The 20621-nt window shown below is 50.0% G+C and carries 19 protein-coding genes; 7 read left to right on the top strand and 12 right to left on the bottom strand.

Annotated features, from left to right (window positions below):
* The first annotated feature begins 150 nt into the window (after positions 1–150).
* The 3 genes from dnaK to L3556_RS14625 are packed head-to-tail and all read left to right on the top strand — an operon-like array spanning position 151 to position 4326.
* Positions 151–2166: a molecular chaperone DnaK gene (dnaK, locus tag L3556_RS14635; protein WP_277868080.1), complete on the top strand. Its 2016-nt coding sequence runs from the start codon at positions 151–153 to the stop codon at positions 2164–2166.
* Positions 2167–2194: 28 nt separating this feature from the next.
* On the top strand, positions 2195–3175 hold the full coding sequence (locus tag L3556_RS14630) for a J domain-containing protein (protein ID WP_277868079.1): 981 nt from the start codon (positions 2195–2197) through the stop codon (positions 3173–3175).
* A 17-nt stretch (positions 3176–3192) separates the two neighbouring features.
* Complete coding sequence (locus L3556_RS14625; protein WP_277868078.1) at positions 3193–4326, top strand: acyl-CoA dehydrogenase family protein; 1134 nt, start codon at positions 3193–3195, stop codon at positions 4324–4326.
* Here the strand turns inward: L3556_RS14625 and cobD are convergent.
* The 4 genes from cobD to L3556_RS14605 all read right to left on the bottom strand — a co-directional run bounded on the left by cobD (position 4294) and on the right by L3556_RS14605 (position 8839).
* On the bottom strand, positions 4294–5361 hold the full coding sequence (gene cobD / locus L3556_RS14620) for a threonine-phosphate decarboxylase CobD (protein ID WP_277868077.1): 1068 nt from the start codon (positions 5359–5361) through the stop codon (positions 4294–4296). The two genes, L3556_RS14625 and cobD, sit on opposite strands and share 33 nt — an antisense overlap.
* A gap of 11 nt (positions 5362–5372) precedes the next feature.
* The gene (locus tag L3556_RS14615) at positions 5373–5696 is read right to left on the bottom strand and encodes an HU family DNA-binding protein (protein ID WP_277868076.1); all 324 of its coding nucleotides are present in this window, start codon (positions 5694–5696) and stop codon (positions 5373–5375) included.
* Between the two features lie 360 nt (positions 5697–6056).
* Positions 6057–7868 carry a translation elongation factor 4 gene (gene lepA, locus L3556_RS14610; protein ID WP_277868075.1) on the bottom strand — a complete coding sequence of 604 codons (1812 nt, stop codon included), beginning with the start codon at positions 7866–7868 and terminating at the stop codon, positions 6057–6059.
* Between the two features lie 86 nt (positions 7869–7954).
* Positions 7955–8839, bottom strand: coding sequence for a 6-carboxytetrahydropterin synthase (locus L3556_RS14605; RefSeq protein ID WP_277868074.1), 885 nt, complete (start codon positions 8837–8839; stop codon positions 7955–7957).
* Positions 8840–9238: 399 nt separating this feature from the next.
* Between L3556_RS14605 and L3556_RS14600 the strand changes: the two genes are divergently transcribed.
* Positions 9239–9871 (top strand): hypothetical protein, encoded by a 633-nt coding sequence (locus L3556_RS14600; protein ID WP_277868073.1) that lies wholly within the window; start codon positions 9239–9241, stop codon positions 9869–9871.
* 7 nt (positions 9872–9878) lie between these two features.
* Here L3556_RS14600 and L3556_RS14595 read toward each other — a convergent pair whose 3' ends face one another.
* The 4 genes from L3556_RS14595 to L3556_RS14580 all read right to left on the bottom strand — a co-directional run bounded on the left by L3556_RS14595 (position 9879) and on the right by L3556_RS14580 (position 13669).
* Positions 9879–11075: a F420-0:Gamma-glutamyl ligase gene (locus L3556_RS14595; RefSeq protein ID WP_277868072.1), complete on the bottom strand. Its 1197-nt coding sequence runs from the start codon at positions 11073–11075 to the stop codon at positions 9879–9881.
* 35 nt (positions 11076–11110) lie between these two features.
* Complete coding sequence (locus L3556_RS14590) at positions 11111–11800, bottom strand: type 1 glutamine amidotransferase (protein ID WP_277868071.1); 690 nt, start codon at positions 11798–11800, stop codon at positions 11111–11113.
* A gap of 68 nt (positions 11801–11868) precedes the next feature.
* Positions 11869–12900 (bottom strand): o-succinylbenzoate synthase, encoded by a 1032-nt coding sequence (locus L3556_RS14585; RefSeq protein ID WP_277868070.1) that lies wholly within the window; start codon positions 12898–12900, stop codon positions 11869–11871.
* Between the two features lie 43 nt (positions 12901–12943).
* A complete protein-coding gene (locus L3556_RS14580; RefSeq protein ID WP_277868069.1) occupies positions 12944–13669 on the bottom strand; it encodes a Bax inhibitor-1/YccA family protein in 726 nt (241 codons plus the stop codon).
* A gap of 205 nt (positions 13670–13874) precedes the next feature.
* Between L3556_RS14580 and L3556_RS14575 the strand changes: the two genes are divergently transcribed.
* Positions 13875–14780, top strand: a complete 906-nt coding sequence (locus tag L3556_RS14575; RefSeq protein ID WP_277868068.1) for an alpha/beta fold hydrolase — start codon at positions 13875–13877, stop codon at positions 14778–14780.
* A gap of 107 nt (positions 14781–14887) precedes the next feature.
* A complete protein-coding gene (locus tag L3556_RS14570) occupies positions 14888–15139 on the top strand; it encodes a hypothetical protein (RefSeq protein WP_277868067.1) in 252 nt (83 codons plus the stop codon).
* 132 nt (positions 15140–15271) lie between these two features.
* On the opposite strand, the gene L3556_RS14565 is transcribed toward L3556_RS14570, so the two are convergent.
* Positions 15272–16705, bottom strand: coding sequence for a sugar transferase (locus L3556_RS14565; protein ID WP_277868066.1), 1434 nt, complete (start codon positions 16703–16705; stop codon positions 15272–15274).
* Between the two features lie 113 nt (positions 16706–16818).
* Here L3556_RS14565 and L3556_RS14560 point away from each other — a divergent pair, with 113 nt between their 5' ends.
* Positions 16819–17466, top strand: coding sequence for a YqiA/YcfP family alpha/beta fold hydrolase (locus tag L3556_RS14560; RefSeq protein WP_277868065.1), 648 nt, complete (start codon positions 16819–16821; stop codon positions 17464–17466).
* Positions 17467–17590: 124 nt separating this feature from the next.
* Here L3556_RS14560 and L3556_RS14555 read toward each other — a convergent pair whose 3' ends face one another.
* The 3 genes from L3556_RS14555 to L3556_RS14545 all read right to left on the bottom strand — a co-directional run bounded on the left by L3556_RS14555 (position 17591) and on the right by L3556_RS14545 (position 20514).
* Positions 17591–17911, bottom strand: coding sequence for a Mo-dependent nitrogenase C-terminal domain-containing protein (locus L3556_RS14555; protein WP_277868064.1), 321 nt, complete (start codon positions 17909–17911; stop codon positions 17591–17593).
* A 466-nt stretch (positions 17912–18377) separates the two neighbouring features.
* Positions 18378–19115 (bottom strand): DUF3120 domain-containing protein, encoded by a 738-nt coding sequence (locus tag L3556_RS14550; protein ID WP_277868063.1) that lies wholly within the window; start codon positions 19113–19115, stop codon positions 18378–18380.
* Between the two features lie 100 nt (positions 19116–19215).
* A complete protein-coding gene (locus L3556_RS14545; protein ID WP_277868062.1) occupies positions 19216–20514 on the bottom strand; it encodes a radical SAM/SPASM domain-containing protein in 1299 nt (432 codons plus the stop codon).
* Positions 20515–20621 lie beyond the last annotated feature (107 nt).

The following is a 20621-nucleotide window of genomic DNA, read 5'->3' as shown; positions in this document are numbered from 1 at the left end:
TCAGGACTCAACTGTCCCCCTAGGGATGGGATGCTCTAGATCGGATTTCTGAGCCGAATACTTTAAGATTAAAGAAGCGCAACAATGGGTAAATAATCCGTTACCATAACCCTATTCATTCTCTATACGGTGCGGGGTACTTTAGACTGCATGGGCAAAATTGTCGGCATTGATTTAGGAACAACAAACTCCGTTGTGGCTGTTTTAGAAGGCGGCAAACCGATTGTCATTGCCAATGCAGAAGGTTCACGCACAACCCCTTCGGTGGTTGCCTTTGCCAAGGAGGGGGAGCGGCTCGTCGGTCAATTAGCACGGCGGCAAACTGTTCTCAATCCCCAAAATACATTTTATGGGGTGAAGCGTTTTATTGGCCGCCAGTATGCTGAACTGAATGAGGACTCGAAACGGGTTCCCTATACCCTGCGACGGGATGAAAATGGCAATATTCGCCTTAAATGCCCCCGGTTACAAAAAGAATTTGCCCCGGAAGAAATTTCGGCCATGGTCTTACGCAAACTGGTGGACGATGCCAGTCGTTATTTGGGGGAACCGGTCACCGATGCCGTCATTACCGTACCGGCCTACTTTAATGATTCCCAGCGCCAAGCTACCCGAGATGCGGGGCGAATAGCCGGACTCAATGTTCAGCGGATCATCAATGAACCCACGGCGGCGGCCCTGGCCTACGGTCTCGATCGCCAGCAGGAGCAAACGGTGCTCGTCTTTGATTTGGGGGGAGGAACCTTTGATGTGTCCCTCCTAGAGGTGGGGGACGGAGTCTTTGAGGTGAAGGCCACCAGTGGGGATACCCAGTTGGGGGGAAATGATTTTGATAAGTTGATTGTGGATTGGTTAGCGGAAAATTTTTTGACAGCAGAGGGGATTGATCTCCGCCGCGATCGCCAATCCTTGCAGCGGCTGACGGATGCTGCGGAAAAAGCCAAAATTGAACTCTCTGGTTTACTGGAAACCAATATTGATTTGCCCTTTGTCACCGCCACCGCCGAGGGGCCAAAACACATTGAAACCACCCTCAGCCGCAGTCAATTTGAAGGACTCAGTCAAGCCCTCCTGGATCGATTGCAACATCCCGTGGAGATGGCCCTGCGGGATGCCCAGCTACGGCCCAGTGAAATTGATGCCGTTGTCCTCGTGGGGGGAGCCACCCGCATGCCCATGGTCCAAAACCTGGTACGCCAACTAGTGGATCGGGAACCCAACCAAAACGTGAATGCCGATGAAGTGGTGGGGGTAGGGGCAGCCATTCAAGCGGGTATTTTAGCAGGGGAGATGAAGGATGTGCTGCTCCTGGATGTCACCCCCCTATCCTTGGGCGTGGAAACCATTGGTGGGGTGAGCAAGGTTTTAATTCCCCGCAATACCACCATTCCGGTGCGGCGATCGGATATTTTTTCTACGTCCGAAAATAATCAAAGTCAAGTGGAAATCCATGTTCTCCAAGGGGAACGGGAGATGGCTGAGCATAATAAATCCCTAGGGCGATTTAAGCTCACGGGTATTCCGCCTGCGCCGCGAGGGATTCCCCAAATTCAAGTCTCCTTTGATCTAGATGCCAATGGCCTATTACAGGTCGTTGCCCTAGATCGCTTTAGTGGTCGGGAGCAAAGTATTGTAATTCAGGGCGCATCAACCCTATCTGAAGACGAAATTCAGCAGATGCTACAGGAGGCGGAAAGTTTTGCCGATAGCGATCGCCAGCGTCGGGATCGCATTGAAAAGCGCAATCGTAGCCAGGACTTGATCAATAAATCCGAGCGACAGTTACGGGATGCTGCCCAGCAGTTTGGTTATCAGTTTGGCACGGATCAACGGCGTCAAGTGGAAAAATTGGTGCGAGAGCTACAGGAGAGCGTGCGGAATGATGACGATCGCCAAATTGATCTCACCTATGCCGCCCTAGAAGAAAGCCTCTATGAATTTGCCCGTTTTGTCCAACAAAGTGAAGAAGAGTACGATGATGAAGATGATCTATTCAAAATACCAAACCTTTCCCAGGCGGTCTCCAAGGGATTAAATGTGGTACGGGGTCGGGGAGGCGGTCAAGAGGATGATCTTTGGGACCAACCCAAGGGGACTCGGCGGCGCAGTAATGGCCGTACCAGTGAACCGGCGGTCTGGGATGACTGGGATGATGATGACTGGTAGATGACGGCTAAGGACATAAAGACAATCCATGCAAAACTTTCGTGATTACTACCAGCTATTAGGGGTCGATCGGGGCGCCAGTAGTGAAGATATAAAGCGAGCCTATCGACGTTTGGCGCGGCGGTATCATCCAGACATGAATCCTGGCGATCGCGCGGCGGAAGAAAAGTTCAAAGATATTAGCGAAGCCTACCAGGTTTTAAGTGACCCCAACCGACGGGACTCCTACGATCGCTACGGTGAGCATTGGTCCCAGCCCGGATTTCGGAATCGATCCACAGTGCGTCAATCTAGCCATCAAGGGGGGCGCAATGGTACGGCCGTTGCCGATAACCTGGAGGTGGGGGACTACGATAACTTCCAGGATTTCTTGGATCAACTCCTGGGGCGGCGATCGCGGGCTACCACCCAAACCAGTTCGCGGCGGGTAACAAATTATGAAACCGATAGTTTTCGCCCTGGTGTCACCAAAACCACCTATACAGCCCGATCGGGGCGACGAGATGCCGAGGCTTCCTTGGAAGTTCCCCTAGAACGGGCCTATCAGGGCGGACGGGAGCGAATTCGCCTTGGGGATGGCCGTTCCCTGGAAGTGTCCCTGCCCCCAGGCATGATGACCGGCCAGCGGATTCGGTTGCGGGGCCAAGGCAGCGGCGGCGGTGATCTCTATCTAAAGATTGATGTGTTACCCCATGCCATTTTCCGTCTAGAAGGCTTTGATGTCGTCTGTACCTTGCCCGTCACGGCCAGTGAAGCGGTGCTAGGGGGACAAGTGGAAGCTCCCACCTTAGATGGCTGGGTGAAAATGTCGATTCCGGCGGGTGTGCGCCCGGGACAACGCCTCCGATTGGCGGGCAAAGGCTATCCTACGGACGAGGGCGATCGCGGCGATCAGCTTGTGGAAATTACCCTCACCCTTCCCCCAGAACTGAGTGACGAGGAAGAAAACCTTTACCGTCAGCTACGCCAGATCGAAACCTACAATCCCCGTGCCACCTTACCCTACTAATTGGTTGCCCAGACCCTATGACCCAAATTCGCCCTAACCAAGATAATGAGAGTGAGAGTGGCGAGCAACCTATCCCTGGGTTGCCATCCATGGCCACGGCGATCGCCCAATTTGAAACCTATCTAGACCAGGTGGTAGCCCCCCAAGCCAATCGCTTAGATTACCAAGCCCATCTCCTCAATCAAGGAATTCAAGCCCTAGGTCAGCAGAACCTATTTCGACTACGGCTGCCCCAGGAATGGGGAGGTTACAACTGTGATCTACGCCACTATTGGCAAATACAGGAACGCCTGGCCCAGTATTCTGGTGCCCTGAGCTTTGTGCAACTCCAACATCAAGCAGCCCTAGGATTGATCCTTAACAGTACCAATACCTTACTGCGTCAAACCTATCTAGCGGCCATGGCCCAGGGAACCACCCTCATGGGGGTCGGGTTCTCCCATTTACGGAAAGAACAGCCCCTCCTACAAGCAACCCCCGTCAGCGGTGGCTACCTGATCTCTGGAGAAATTCATTGGATCACGGGGTTTGAACATTTTCAATATATGGTTGTGGCCGCCCGTTTACCGGAAGCCGATATTCTTTTTGGCCTGCTGCCCTTGCTCAATGCCCAACAGGCGGGGGGCGGCATTCTCCACCTTAGCTTACCCCTCTCCCTCGGCGTAGTGAGTTCCACCCAAACCGTAGAGGCGGAAATTGAGGCGTGGTTTATTCCCGAAGAAGAAGTGGTTTGCCTCCTCGCCCCAGATTGGCTGGAAGATAAGGATCAGCAACAGGTTCTGATGGGGGCTGCCCCCGCCTTGGGTTGTACTCGAGCCAGTCTGACACTCCTCGACTCATCTCCCTTTGGCGGCGAAATTTATCGAACCCTATACCCCCTATGGCAAGACTGTAGAGCCGCTGTGATCACAGAACTGGGCAACATCAATCTCGATTATCACTGCCAACTACGGGCCCAAGCCATTAGCTTAGCGGTGCGATCGGCCCAAGCCGCCATTGTGGTAACAGGAGGATCGGCCCTAAACCTGAATCACACCGCCCAACGCCTCTATCGGGAAGCCATGCTCTATATCGTGTCTGGTTTAACCCAAGATCTGCGCCAGGCCATGCTCACGGAACTACAACAGCAGGTCGTCAAGGGCTGCCAGTAATCGTTCATTTTCTGCCCTAGAACGCACCGCCACGCGAAAGTAGAGATCGCCCAGTTCCGGAAAACTTAAACAATCTCGAATCAAAATCCGGTGGTGGGTGAGTAAGTCCCGCTGTAGTTGACTGGTGGATATCGAACTTTCCACTAAAATAAAATTAGCCGCACTGGGCCAGGGGGTGAGGGCCCCATGGGCAGAAAGTCCAGCAAATAGATGATCACGGGCGGATCCTAACCAGGCCCAAGTTTGCTCCTGAAATCGGCGATCGCCGAGAGATCTAACGCCAGCCACTAGGGCCAGACTATTCACGGCCCAGGGATCCCGCCAGGCCTGCCATCGAGCAAGGCGATCGGGGTGGGTGAGGACATAGCCAATTCGTAACCCCGCTAGGGCATAGAACTTGGTCAGCGATCTCAGAATCATTAAATTGGGATATTCCTCCACCAGGGAAATGAGAGTCTGATCCCGCTCGGGGGGCAAAAAGTCCATAAAGGCCTCATCCACCACCACTAATGCCCCAGAGTCTAAAAAAGGAATCAGATCAGACCGTGACCAGAGGTGGCCCGTAGGATTATGGGGACTATTGAGAATGACACCTAAGGGCGATCGCAGCCGCCTAACTAAGGGCTGTAGATCGGGCTGAAACTGTCCTGAGGAATTGATGAGAGGATACCTAGAGACCCTAGCCCCAAACGCTGCCAAAGCTCGTCCATAGTCACTAAAGGCGGGTGTCACCAACCACACCTGTTCCCGTTCCCCCAACTCCCGTGCCGCCCAAGTGAGTAGTTCCGCCGAACCATTACCCACCAAAATCCAAGGGGGATCCAGGTGATGGATTTGACTGAGAATGTGGCGTAAATGGGTACAGAGGGGATCGGGGTAGTGACCCAATTGCCCCAGAGCCGCTTCTAGGGCGGAAATTACCTCCGATGGCGGTCCTAGGGGATTAATACTGGCGGAAAAATCTAGAATATCCGTGGTGGCACAGTGGGCAATGGTGGCGGCCCATTCCAAATTCCCGCCATGGTGGGGCCGCACATTACCCTGCGTTATTTTTTCTTCTTGGCAACAGGTTCGGGGGGAGCCGGAGGAGACACTTTTTCCTTAAACAGCTTACCCGCAGAGAAGGCAGGTACGGTTGTGGCTGGAATTTGCATCTTTTCACGGGTCTTAGGATTGCGACCTTCCCGTGCTTTCCGTTCCCGAGGTTCAAAGGCCCCAAAGCCCACTAGGGTAACTTTCTGGCCGCTAGCAACGGCATCCATAATTTCCTCAACCGTGGCTGAGATAACTGCCTCAACTTGTTTTTTGGTGACATTATGGCCATTATGGGCGCGCCCAAATACCGCATCCACTAATTCCGCTTTATTCATGGAATTTACTCCAATAAGACATTATTTAAGTGACAACCCGTGACATTGATGATTTGCAAAGGGCATCAAACCCTGATGGGTTCAGTGTTCCAATGCCTCATTCTAAATCAGCTAGATCGAAACTGGATCGCTGAAACCTTTAAGATATATGGATTTCAGGGGTTTTTATGCATCTAAGAACCTGCAAACCCTTGATTTTCCGTTGTTTTGTCCCCAAAACCTGGCAAAAACAGCCCTAGAACACCAGGGGTTAAGAATTGTAACAAAGGTCGTTAGACCCCAGCTAGCAAGGATTTCAGCCTTGAAAAGTATTGATTTTCAGAAAAAATATAAATCCAGCGAGCCAATCGTCCTTTCTTATTAATCGTCCTTTAATCGTAGAACCGCCATAAAGGCTTCCTGGGGCACATCCACACTGCCGATCGCCTTCATCCGTTTTTTACCCGCTTTTTGTTTTTCAAGGAGTTTTCGTTTCCGACTCACATCACCGCCATAGCACTTGGCCAACACATCTTTGCGCAGGGCCGGGATACTTTCACTGGCCACCACCCGACTACCGATGGAGGCTTGGATGGGAATCTTAAACTGATGGCGAGGAATCAACTCCCGCAGTTTGCTCACCAGCGATCGCCCAACATTGTAAGCCTTATCACGATGAACAATGGCGGCCAGGGAATCCACGGGATCCCCACTAATTAAAATATCTAACTTGACCAAATCATTTTCACGGTAGCCAATGACGTGATATTCCATACTGGCATAACCCCGAGAGCGGGATTTCATTTGATCAAAAAAGTCGGTCACAATTTCCGCCAGGGGAATTTCGTAGATCAGGGTTGTCCGTCCCTGGGCAAGATAGCGCATATCCTTAAAGATGCCCCGCCGGGTTTGGGCCAGTTCCATCAGGGTCCCCACATAGGTTTCTGGGGTAATCATTTCTACCCGCACGTAGGGTTCGGCAATTTTTTCCCGGTGTTGGGGTTCCGGCAAGGTACTGGGGTTATCAATCAAAATTACGCCATCTTTGAGGGTGGTCACTTCATAGACCACGGAGGGGGCAGTAATAATCAGATCCAGGTTATATTCCCGCTCCAGTCGCTCCTGGACAATTTCCATGTGGAGTAGCCCCAAGAAACCGCAGCGAAAGCCAAATCCCATGGCATTAGAGGTTTCCGGTTCATAGTTGAGGGCGGCATCGTTCAATTTTAGTTTTTCTAGGGCTTCCCGCAGATCCTCAAATTGGGCTGCATCCGTGGGAAATAGACCACAAAAAACCATGGGTTTGGCTTCGGCATAACCGGGTAAGGGGGTTTTTGCTGGTTTCTGAGCCAAGGTAATGGTATCTCCGACCCGAGCATCGCCAACCGCCTTAATGGCCGCCGCAAAATAGCCCACTTCCCCTGCATGGAGTTCCTGGACTTGTATTTGATTGGGGGAGAGGATGCCAAGTTCATCAATGTCGTATTCCTTGCCTGAGGCGATCAAGCGAATACGATCGCCCTTTTTCAAGCGGCCATCCATCACCCGAAAATAGACAATGACTCCCCGGTAGGGATCGTAATAACTATCAAAAATCAGGGCCCGCAGTGGTTCGTCTAGGGTATCTTGGGGCGGCGGCACTAAATGAATAATCGATTCTAGAATTTCATCAATGCCAATCCCTTCCTTAGCCGAGGCCATCACCGCCTGGGAGCAGTCCAGACCAATAATTTCTTCGATTTCATTCTTGATCCGTTCCGGCTCAGCCCCCGGTAGATCAATTTTATTTAATACAGGAATAATTTCCAGGTTATGCTCTAGGGCAAGATAGACATTGGCTAGGGTTTGGGCTTCCACTCCCTGGGAGGCATCCACCACCAGCAGAGCACCTTCGCAGGCCACCAGGGATCGGGATACTTCGTAGGAAAAATCTACATGGCCCGGGGTGTCAATCAAGTTTAAGACATACTGCTCACCATCCCGACCGGTGTAGTTCATCCGGGCAGCCTGTAATTTAATCGTAATCCCCCGCTCCCGCTCCAAATCCATATTGTCTAGGAATTGAGCCTTCATCTGGCGATCTGCAACGGTTCCGGTATATTGCAACAGGCGATCGGCTAGGGTGGATTTACCATGATCAATGTGGGCAATAATCGAAAAATTGCGAATATGGGAGACAGGGGCATCCGTCATAGGAGAGGTGTTTTTCCTTTTGGGATATGAAGATTAACAGTCCTATGGAAATTGTGGCACAGTCCCTTAGGAATTATAAAATTGTGTTAGATGGCTGTACCCTGGCCAACTAGGACAGGCTCAGCCCGTTGGCCCATTTGACTCACACTAGGGCGATCGCCACAGAGGACTTCGCAGGAGTTATTAGGACTTTCAATTAATTTGATCCGATGGAGTTGGCAGCCTAATTTTTGAATCGGCTCCTGAAGCAAATCCCGAATATGGATAGCAATATTTTCTGCTGTGGGAACGACTTCGCCAAAATAGGCAATATCTTTATTCAGAAATGTATGGTCAAAGGGTTCAACAATTTCGTCTTTAATGGTTTGCTCTAGGGTGACTAGATCCACAATCATGCCCGTGCGTGGATCAATTTCACCTTTAATCGTGACCTCTAGATGATAATTATGGCCATGGCCGTGGGGGCGAGCGCATTTACCATAGATGCGACAGTTCTCTTCATAACTGAGGTGCTCTAAGGCCAGACGATGGGCCGCACTAAAATGGGTTCCAACGGTGAGATAGGCTTCCATGGCATGTCCTTCATAGTCCGCCCAAAGACGGGGATGTTCATAGAGTTGGATGCGGGTCAGGGGTAAATGGGGAGCTAAACGCTGCCAAATCACCCGAGCTATATTTTCCGTGGTCGGCAAGGTTTGCTGAAATTCTGGCCAGGCATCATTCAAGTAGGAAAAATTCAGGGGATCAATGACCTGCTCTCGGATTATATGTTTCACATCAGAAAGATTTAAAACCATTCCATAGATGTCCAACTCGCCAATCATGGACACATAGAGAACGTAGTTGTGGCCATGGCCAGGAAACTGACTACAGGCTCCAAAATGACTCCAGTTCTCCGCCGCAGATAGTTCTGGCAACCAGTAGCGGTGACTGGCAGAAAATTCAGCCCGACGATTAATAATACAGGTCATGGCATGGGGTAAGGGTTTGCAACATAGATTTTGAGATTTACTCTTTACTAGCTTAAATCATTCCCTAATAAATTTCATTCACTCACCCTACAGAATGCCCCCAGCCTTGAGGGGATGGTCTGTTGGCGGTAATATCCTTGCGCATCCCGTTTTTTAGTATTTTTTTTCTAGGTGGTAGTGGTAGCTGCTTTCTCCTGCCTGAGGCGCTCCAACAGGACATCGGCGAAAATCAACGTGATCAATTTTTTGCGACAGGAAAATGTCAAAACCTTTATGGTGTTAAAAAATAAAGTAGGCAATATGGTAGTATTACTTTGTTTTATTTAGTATATTTTTTTACTTAAGAATAAAGTAATAAAACAGTTTGAATCCCATAGATAATCTCCACGAGGTTGGATAGTGATTAGAACAAAAATCGTCGAATTGTCAGCCATTGAAGCTGTTGCCTATCGTCAGAAATTAAAAAATGGAAAATCGGGCATTGTGATTTTGCGTTACGACACCGATCAGCCGGGGTTGGCAACGGTTAGTCGCCGCACAGCAGAACCCGAACCCTCTGTCAATACTAATCTTGAACTGTTTCCTGTAGATGCGTTTAAGGAAGCCATTGAACTCACCTCAGGAATGCCCTATTCTCGCCGAGGCTCCGTCAAACTCAGTGGCTACCAGCCAGAAAGTCAAACCGAAGAAGAGGATTCTCCCGAAGAATTGGCAACGATTGATTGTGCGGAGTATGAAGCCATTGTCAAAGCTTATACGAACAAAAAGGGGGAGCTATCCTACCCATTGCTAAATAAAGATTTTATTCAATTTGCCGCATCTAGTAAATTTGTGCAAAGGATGGTTGCCGATCGCGCCTCGGTTGATGATATTCGTAATCATGTGATCAAGGTAAAGTTAGAATCCTTGACGGGAAATCGAGACCTTTCCGCTGCTCAAACCCAGCGTATTGTGGATATGCTAGATGACGTTAGCCCACGATACGTATTTCGAGAACTCAATGATGAAATTATTCGGATGTTAAGTCGCTAATTCTCCCTCAATGTCCTGGCTCAGTGGTCTGGGATGCCTGGGGACGAATTAAAACCACGGGGGTTTGTTCATCGGCATTCCCCGCTGGATTTTTCCGCAGGGCCTGTTCTAAAACGGCTAGGCTGGCCCCTGGGGTTGCGGCTAAGACCTTCACTGCTCCGAGATCATTAACATCGACAATCGCCGCTTCTAATCCCGTTTCTGCCTTGATCTCCTCAACCACCCCCTGAGGATTATCCGGGCCTAAAACAATAAATTGATCGTAGGGGGGTAGGGTTCCGGTGACATCATCAATGAGGCGGGCCTGGTATCCAGCCAATTGATAAAACCCACCCCGGTAGCCAAAAATCTTGGCAATGGATCCCCCTAAAAAGGCCAGTAGCACCCGTAACGCACCAACCTGCTCCACCAATGCTTGCATACCGCAGGCCGTAGCCAAGCTTGAGGTGGGTAAGAAAAACTGACAGACCCGCCGCGCCACCCATCCTGGCTGCAATTGGCTTGGATCTAACCAGCGACTTTGCATAATTGCCAGGGGCGTTTCACCAATGGTGACAATATCCCCAGCTTGGCTATGGGGGAGAACGTAGCGTTTGACAATCTCCGTGGGGCGATCGAGGGGAGTTAATAAATGGGTATGGATGGGTAGAACATGGCAGGTTTCTGCATCTCGCCATTGACCAGAGGCGGCTTCCGTTGGGAAACTGAGGGGAATGACTTCATGGTGGATTTTGCCACTGCGGCCGTGGGGGCCATAGACAATGTAGTGAATCTGCACCCAGGCAGCTTTGAGGGCGGTTAAGCTGGGGCCCTTAATATCTAGGACTAGTTCAACGGTGGTTTGTTTATTGGACTTGACAATATAGGCAAACCAATAGCGATCGCTGCGGGGGGCGCATTCGGGTTCCGGGTGTCGGGGAATGACATCTATCGTGGTATCTATAGCACCAATATCATCCCTACTCAGGAGTCTCACCTGGGCCGATAGCTGGGGAACCATCACCTCTAGACCGCGGTGGGGATTACTGAGGCCGAGTTCCCCTGTCAGGCGATAGTGATCCGGTTCATAGATATCAATATTCCATTGAGCGGGCAAAATATCTAAGGGCTGGGAGGGCCGACGACGATACCTCCACTCTAGGGCCAAGCCAATCAAAATAATGATAAGAATAATGATACTTGTACCAATGGCGATCGCCTGCATAAACCCTCCAACGGTTACACCAATGCTACGCTATCTTAGTTGAAAAATTGCCCTAGTAATGCCTGCAATAGGTGCCAATTCTCGACAAAGTTAATCTCTGACCCTAACATTTCTCTGGGCTGCTGAATATGGGCTGCCGGAATTAATTCATCTTGGCAATGGTGAATCAGGGTTTTGACGGTTTCTGGGGTAGATTCTAAGTGAAATTGCAGGCCGAGAACCCGATCGCCCCAAAGAAACGCCTGATGGGGACAGACCGCACTCCTGGCCAAATGAATGGCTCCCCTGGGTAAATCAAAGGTATCCCCATGCCAGTGAAAGACGGGAAAGGTTTCTCGCCACCCTTGACAGAGGGGAAGCTCCATGGCTGCGGGGGTTGGCTGAATTGGAAACCAACCAATTTCTTTTTCTGACCCCGGATAAACCCTGGCTCCCAAGACCCTGGCTAATAATTGTGCCCCCAAACAAATGCCTAAAATAGGCTTGCCGGCAGCAATCACCGACTCAATAAATGCTTTTTCGGGTGCTAACCAGGGGTAGAGATCGCCCTCGTCCACATTCATCGGCCCACCCATAATCACCAAGCCGTCTAGGTCATCCAGGGCAGGAAACTCCTGGGATTGGTAGACCTGACACCCCACCAAGCTATGCCCCTGTTCCTGGGCCCAACGGGCAATATTGGCCGGCCCCTCAAAGGGAACATGTTGTAAGTAGTGAAGTCGCATGTTGCATATCCGGGTAAAAGAACATGGGGTGATCCCAGTTTGGGGCTAGGTTAACGCTCAAAAAATAATTAACGCTCATAACTTTGATGGCTACCGTGCCATAGTTTTTCATAGTCCGTTAGGTGTGTCAAAAGGGGTACCGATCGCCAAGGGTCAATGCCAAATCCCAAGGCCAGCTTGGACTCTAGTTCCAGCCCTTGAATCAGATGAAAAATAGCCGTGCGGGCGATCGCCCCCTCTAGGACGGAGGAAAAGACTAGCTTAGATTCCTGCCGATAATATTGGCAAAACTGGCGCAGACGCTCTGGAAAACCCAAAATCCCCGGCTTCAATACATAGATGCCCGGCCAACCCCGATGGTGCCACATCCATAATTGCCGGACACTGGCGATCGCCTCATCCAAAGCAATGGGAGTGTGATAGTCATGGGCGAGGGCCATGAGTTCATCGATGGCTTGGGGCGGTAGGGGTTGCTCCAAAAATTCAATGAGATCGGGCGGGCGGATCCCATCCAGGGTGGCCAACCAGTCCCTAGCAGTCTCCTGGGTCAGTCCCCCATTGGCATCTAAACGCAGTCGGGCCCTAGTGGGTAGTTCAGCAATAAGGGTATGAAAAAGATCCTTTTCGAGGGCGTGATCATGAACGCCTATTTTCCACTTGAATGTTCGATACCCTTCCTGCCAGAGGGCCTGCCATGCCGTTAACACATCCTTGCCAGCGGGTAGAAGTCCACAAATATTGAGGGTATTTAGGGGTAGGGTAATGGCATAGGGAATATGGGCGATCGCCTCCCAGGCCGTACCAAAACCAAACTGACAGGCGGGCAAATCATCGGAAATAGATTGAATGGTCGCCGCCGTAATGTGGCGAGGCAATCCTTGACAAAACCCTAAAGCAGCTTCAATAGACTCACTACCAAACCAGGGTAAGGGGGCAATCTCTCCAAAACCCACCTGACCGCGCTCATTTTCTAGGCGGATATAAATCCCTTCTCGCCGCAGCCAAACGCCATGATGACTGTTTAGGGGAGATTTTAAGGGGATGGAATAGGGACGGTAGTCATAGCTGTATCCATCGTTGTGAATTGAGTCAATGGGCATTCAGCCAATAACCCATCCCTTGTCCAGCGAATTCTACCTCAACCTAGCGGCGGTTTAGGGCCAGCAATAGACGCAGGATAAAGATAAATAGATTGATGTAGGTGAGGTACATCGAGAGGGCCGCTGGTAAGTACTGATCATCGCGGTAGGTGCGAGGTAGCGTAAAGAAATCCACCACTGCTGCGCCAACAAATAAAACCACCCCTACCCCAGAGATGCCGACTTCCAGCCAAGTGGGCGTAAAAACCCCAAAGAACGAAAGTAAAAGTTGGCCAACCATCACCACGAGCAGGGCAATGATCCCCAGTTGGACGGTTTTTGTCAGAGCTAGACCATCTTGTTCCGACAGGTTAGAACCAAGGGGGCGGCCGGCTATAAACGTAATACCGCAGCCAGCGGCCGCAATACCAATCCCCGTAAAGCCCACTCCCTGGGTATGGAGTGCAACGTATAATAAACTCGCTAGGGTATAACCCGTTAGTAAGCTATAGACGGCTAGCAGAGGTAAGGCAACCCCATTATTCCCTTTTACAGCCACACTGCGGGCAACAAAGAAAAGGACAAGCTGGGCAACGATTGCCACAAAGAAAGTGATCATGAATAGCCCAGGGGCATTGGCAATGACACCCAAGCCACCCCAGCCGCCAACTGCGGTTAGCAACAACCCACCACCGACAAAGGGAAGGGCATTACTAATGACATTGGGGCCGACGATGGCATTCCCTTTTACGTCACTAATGGCTTGACGAAAATTACTGGTGTTACTCACAGATTGCCTCCGTATAATCCGAATAAATAGTCTGGAACTTTACGAGAAATGATTAGATCTTTTAGGATTCTCGTTTGGGGACATATCCCTATTTTGACGCAATTTCCCAAAAAATGAGAGCAGCCCCTAGACCATATCTGGGCCATGGCTGGGCTAGGGTACTACAGTGAAAGTACCGCCCATCCAGATACTGAGCCTTTTTCCTATGGTTAATTCAGCGATCGCCCCTAATTTTAAGACCTATGACTGGCAAACCTATTCCTGTGCCTACTACCAATCTGGGGATAGCAACTCAGCGGCAACGCCCCTCCTGTTAATCCATCCCATTGGTGTGGGCCTATCCGCCAGATTTTGGGATCGCTTCTGTCGGAACTGGGTTGAGGGCGGCAACGATCGCCCCATCTTTGCCCCAGATCTATTGGGTTGCGGCAAAAGTGCCATGCCCCATGCCACCTACTTACCGGAAGATTGGGCAAGTCAATTAGCATTTTTTATTAAAGAGGTGATTGGCCAACCCGTCATTGTTGTGGTTCAAGGGGCCCTCCTCCCCGTCGCCCTAGAACTGGTTCATTACCATCCTGAACAGGTGAAAGGTTTGGTGTTCAGTGGCCCGCCCGCCTGGCCCCTAATGATTGAGGACACCGCCGATTGGCTGCAACGCATCCGCTGGAACCTGTTTGACTCGCCCTTGGGGTGGGGTTTCTATGTCTATGCCTGTCAGGAAGGGTTTTTAAGGCAATTTTCCATTGACCAACTCTTTGCCCGGGCCGAGGATGTGGATCGGGAATGGCTAGACACCCTCCGTGAAGGTTGCCAATCCTTTGAGAGTCGCCATGCCGTCTATGCCTTTTTGTCGGGGTTTTGGCGACGGGATTACCGTAAAATCATGGCGGCGATCGCCCAGCCCGTGTTAGTACTGATGGGAGATGAAGCCTCTAGTATTAGCCGTGAAGGCGATCAGGAAACCCCTGACCAGCGACTCGCTGCCTACGAAACGGCCCTCAGCCAAGTTCAGTTGGAATCCATGCCGGGCCGGAATGTCTTGCCCTACGAATCAACGGTAGCCTTTGTTACTTTTGTAAGAAGCTTTATTGCTAATTATCAGATTTAGGGTTCAAACTCTTGCTATTCTGCATCAACCTTGTTACAACTGATCACCATGCGCCTCTAGTTTAAGACTGGTTTATGCGTAATTTATGTTTGGTGAGGATAAAAAGTATGAAATCTGTGATCAGAGTATTAATGCTCGGTCTGTTGGTGGGTGGTTTTTCCCTAGGATTGGTAGCCTGTGGCGGTGATGAAACACCTCCCGTGGAAGAAACTCCCGCAATGGAAGAATCTCCCGATGGAGGAGTTGTAGAAGAAGTTATCGAAGAAGAAGTGGTGGAGGAACCCGCTGAGGGCGAAGCAACCCCCGATGCAACCGAATCTCCTGAGGGTGCAGCGGAGCCGGAAGGCACATCCAACTAGTTCCCTTAACTAGCTTTTACCAGGCAATGTCAAGGGTTTTTCCCCATTGTTTTGTTGATCTCCTGAATGACGAATGATCTCCATCTAACCTATCTGGGTGGAGATTATTTTTTGATTGAGTATCCTGCATACTTAATAGGCTCCTTTGCCAAAGCAGACGATTCGCACTGTCTCCACGAGAATATCCAGATCCATATTCAGAGACCAATTATCGATGTAGTAGAGGTCTAGGCGGGCGGCTTCATCAAAATTGCCAATTTGCGATCGCCCGGAAATTTGCCACAGGCCCGTAATCCCCGGTAAAACTTGATGGCGAATATGATGCCAGGAATTGAACCGAGCCACATCCCGAATCGGCAGGGGACGGGGGCCCACCAAGCTCATTTGTCCCAACAGGACGTTAAATAACTGGGGTAGCTCATCAATACTGGTTTTGCGGAGGAAGCGGCCAAAGAGGGTGCAGCGGGGATCTTTTTTCATCTTAAATAAAATACCATCTGGATTTTCATTCATGGCTTCCATTTGCGCCTGTTGTTTCTCGGCATGAATGCCCATGGTTCTAAATTTCCACATGTGAAAGGTCTTGCCGTGGAGACCCACCCGTTCCTGACAAAAAAAGACGGGCCCGGGGGATGTACATTTAATGGCGATCGCCACCGCCAGCAATAGAGGTGCTAAAAGGATCAACCCCACTAGGGCCGCAATTACATCAAACCAGCGTTTACAGCGGTACTCTAAGCCATTGAGATAGGTGACTTCGGCCCGCAGAGTAGGTAGGGCCGCAAACACCTCGGGAACACCTCGCCGATAGAGCATTTCTAGACTAGAGGGTACTAAGCGCAGGGTGATCCCATGTTGGCGCAATTGCCAGTAGAGGGTAGAGGCCAAATCCGATGGCGGTAAACAGTCGGCCAAAACTTCTTGGGTCCCCGTCTTCAAAATCATCTCTAGGGTATGGGGATCATTGGCCGTACTGGCAAGGGCAGTACCCACAATCGTATAGTGGGGCTGGCGTTCTAAAATATCCCGCAATAGAATCAGGCGATCGCCAGTGGTAATTAAAAAAATCGTCACTTGGGATCGTTGGGCCACCAGTTGCAACAATAAGGTCACGCCTAACCTCATAAATAGGACGATCCCGACACTGGCAACCCAGGCCGTAAAGAAGAGCGATCGCGGCATATTCAGATCAGGGTCATAGATATAGCTGATAACCAAGGACAGAACGTAGCTCAGGCTAACAAGCTTGGCTGCCCGCAGATAGTTTTTCCAATTGCTGCGGGGATGGTACAGACCGCCCAAGGCTAAAATAACTATAATACTCCCGGCAAAAATCCAAAATAAACTGGGCAGCCCCAAAAATGTCCACCAGACCAACTGCGGCGGCAAGGGTTGGTAAAACTGGTTGAATTTAAAGGCAATCTTCCAGGCCAGAATCAGGGATAGGAGATCACTCCCCATCAGCAGCAGACTGTGGGAATTTTGATGGGAGATAAATCGAGCAAGGGAGAAAGGAGAGGGAGCGCGAATATCCCGCCCTAGGGAGGTTGAACGATGGGGGGCCATGGCAGGGCAAACAGAGGACCTAGGTTCTAGTATTCCCTAGAAAACAGGGAAATAAGTCGTTTTTTTATTTCTTAATGTCATTTGCAGTGCTTAAATTGGTAAGGTTTTGTTGAATGGTTAATTTTCTCTATCTCCATGGGTTTGCCTCATCCCCCCTATCAACCAAGTCCAGCTATTTTCGCGATCGCGCCGCCGAGATTGGCATCAACCTGCTGATCCCAGATTTGAACCAAGGGGATTTTTTTAACCTGACGTTGACTCGACAGATAAATCAATGTACTGCCCTGTTAGAGGATTCCGGAGCGATCGGGATCATTGGTTCTAGTTTTGGCGGTCTGACAGCGGCCTGGCTCGGGGAACGGCATCCCCAGATTAAGCACCTCATTTTGTTGGCCCCCGCCTTCCAGTTTGCCCAGGTCTGGTTGCCTCGCCTAGGGGATCAGTATGAACAATGGCGTACCCAGGGGGAATTGCCCATCTATCACTACGGAAAAGAGGCATTCCTCCCCCTAGGCTTTCCGTTTGTCGAGGATTTAATGTCCTACTCGGAAACGGAATTACAGCAACCCATCCCCACCCTGATTATCCATGGCCGCCAAGATGAGACCATTCCCGTCCAGGTGAGTCGTGACTACGCCCAAACTCGTCCCTGGGTGGATTTAATCGAAATAGATGGCGATCACAAGTTCATAGAGAACCTGGAGACTTTATGGCAGGAAATGAAGCCTAGACTGACCCAGGCGATCGCCCAAAAGATATAGCTGTCGCCTGTTTCCTTAGGACATTTCGGATAAGGGGGGTGTGGGGGTTTCACCCCTGCACCCCGTCCTAAACTAATTAGCAATAGCTATATAAAAAATATAGCGACTCAAGTTCTCGCAAGTTCTAGCAATATTGACTAATATCTTCACCGCACTCATCGGCTAGATAGCAGAGGGCGCGAAACCGCAGAAATACAAGCTGCTCATAAACGGGATTTAACTGGCAGAGGGCAGGAATATGGAATTGCCAGGAACCTACCTGAATATCCCGTTCAAAGGGGCATTGGGCCGGGATCAAGCGGCAAAGACGATGGGCGCGACTGGGCTGGCGCACATCTACCCGATCGATCCAATGCTGTAGGGGCTTCAGGATTCCTTGAACTAGACGCTGAAATAGAGATTGACGACCATTGGGAAACGAAGATTGACTAATCATAGAAACCATGCACTCACATCAAACGAGTCTCAAGCACAAAAATGATGCCTTGAGGTGACGTAAAAACTGAGAGGTTGAGACACAACTCAACGATAAGAACAGTAAGAAAATAATGGGGACAGAGGAGTTAAAAAAGGGCGATGTCTGTCCATCAAAGTCATTAAAAGCATTAAATGAATAGGTACCTGTAGCACCTTGAGCATTGACAAACCTTAAACATGGATAAACTAAACATTGGCAAAGGATTGCCTAAAAAATAACTGCCTAAAAGTGAAAGGGAATCTTAATGGTATTCAGGGATACAAATCCACTGTTTCCCCCAATTGATTCCTTCCATATTCTAGTTTGCATAATTAGGATTGACAACATTTATGCAGGATTAGGAAATGCTTGGTTTTTTGGTAGCAATGGCTACAAAACAACGGTCACAAACAACGGTCTATTTCCATAAATAAAGGGACGCTGAACCAAAGCATCAAGTTCCCAGCCAGAGTAGGCTCAGGCCAAATAATCCATCCACCATGAGGGTACTCAGAACTGCCCCCATGAATCCCCACCAGGGCAACATATCCCGATCTCCCCGGCGAATTTGCCGCTGAAATAGGGGTAGAGTGCCAAGGAGCAGTAAACTCAAAATGAGTAGGACAGCCCAGAGTTGTCCAGTATAGGTTTGAAGTTGGGCGATCGCCTGGGCTAAAATTTCCTTGACCAATTCGGGCTGGTTTTCTAGATACATCACCGCCCGCCAATGGGGAATGACATCAATCAGGTAAAAGTAAGCATCGGTGATTGCTGTACCCAGCAGGGAACCTAAATAAAAGAAACAACCCAGCAAGAATTTCCGCTGACTCAGATGCCAAAGGACAATCGGCAGGGCGATCGCTTCCACGGGTAAATGCCAAAGGGGTTCCCAGCGCAACCACCCCCAATAAATCGATCCTGCGAACCAGCACCAACTAAAACCGTAGAGGATATCTCCCCCTAGTCGATACCGGGGCGATCGCCCTAGGAATCCACTGAGGGCAAACCAGAGTAGGGTGGACAGAAAACTGATCCAGGGGAACACTCGCACCAAGGGGGCTTGAAAAAAGACGGGCACAGACACCAAAAAACTGGCCCAGGCAAAAATTCGCCAACTAAGGCCATGACCCAGCCGTTGGGAAGGACGGTCAACGGCCGCACCAGGGGAAGAGAGGGATGTTAAAGCAGACAAGGTTAATGAGAGAAATGTTAACTTTTGTATATACCCCCATTAAGGTATCACACTCTATCCCGCGTTGCTACTAAGGTTGGCCTAGTTTTACCGATCTTCCCTAAGTGGTCGGCTGCAATAGGTGGTATTCTTTCCCGATCCGTTGATGCAGTGCCTCAAGTTCTTTGGTAGCAAGGGGACGGCAAAGGCTAGCTTCTTGGCGATGAATTTCTTCAGCTAGGCGAGCCAAAAGGGCAGAAGCAGTACACCCATGGGTCACATTTCTATAAAGATGTTGCCAAGGCGTAAGGTAGCGATCGCAAAATGCTGCCAGTCCTTCATCTTTGAAAAGGCGATAGACAGGGCTTTGGGACGCACGATTCAAAATTTCCGGTAATCGCTGCTGCATAATATTGCCAAGCCAACTGCCATTGGGAGCTTGCATACAACTGCGAATCCCGCCATGGGGGGCAACGTGTAAGAAGTAAGGGCGATAAAATCCGTAGGTCTTACAGGGAGATTTGACTGCCAATTCTACCAACGTCTTTGCCTTCAGGGTTCCCTGGTTATCACGAGCGGGCGCACCCACATCCACCTTTTCCATAGGAGTCATCATTAAATAACATGGCTGACAACCAATACGTTGGGTGAGTTTGTCCCATGCAAGGTAAACTACCTCAGGACTGGGGTCTGTGGCAACAAATTCGTAGGACAACTGGGCAGCTTCGCAGAGCGTTGCGACCTGAACGACACGATCTAGTAGAGAGGGGTATTGCTGATACCGATTGTCTAAACTCAATGCCAAGCGACCTAACTGTTGCTGAATGAGTGCCTCTACAACCGCCTCATCATCTGCAAAGGTATGGGTGCCAATTGTGATTTGTGTACGGCCACCCCACCAAGCGTTTGTGTTTGCCCGCGCTGGAATTCCTAAATCCCGTGCCACCGCCAGCAACCCTAGCACTGGACTCCCTGGCATGAAAATTTCGCCACCGGTAAAGTTTACCCCCAGAGTGGTTAGTCCGAGCCACTGTCCATCCTTAAGAGCACGAATGACCGCTTCTTGAGAAATCCAGTGAAATCCCTGTGGACGCAAAGCATCTTGGAGACAATGGGCGCAGGCTAAGTTACAGCCATAGGTAAGTTCAAAGTTAATTGCCTCGACAAAGACAAAGGGTAAGCCAAGGTCTTTGGGAGAAACAGCGTCTGCTTGCACTAGATAATTCTCTATGAGGTGATTCACTAAGGGGGATTCCTCTGCATCTACTACAATTCCTTGGGGAATGTTTACCAATTGCCGTAGGAGTTGGAAGCATTGCTCCGTTTTCTGTTGCTCCAAATTCCAGCGTTCGATAATGGGGTTTAAGCGTCGCCGTTGCAGAAGATGTTTTAGGGTGGCTGTTGCGTAAATTCTTGTCATTATTTTTGGTGCGTCATCTTTACTTGCCAAAATATCATGTCTATTAAGCTAATTATGTGTAGTTTTTTATCATCTCCACAGATGGAAGGGGTGAAAGTTGGCTGAAA

The organism is Candidatus Synechococcus calcipolaris G9 (assembly GCF_029582805.1).
Lineage (GTDB): Bacteria > Cyanobacteriota > Cyanobacteriia > Thermosynechococcales > Thermosynechococcaceae > Synechococcus_F > Synechococcus_F calcipolaris.
This window is presented reverse-complemented; position numbering and strand designations above follow the sequence as displayed.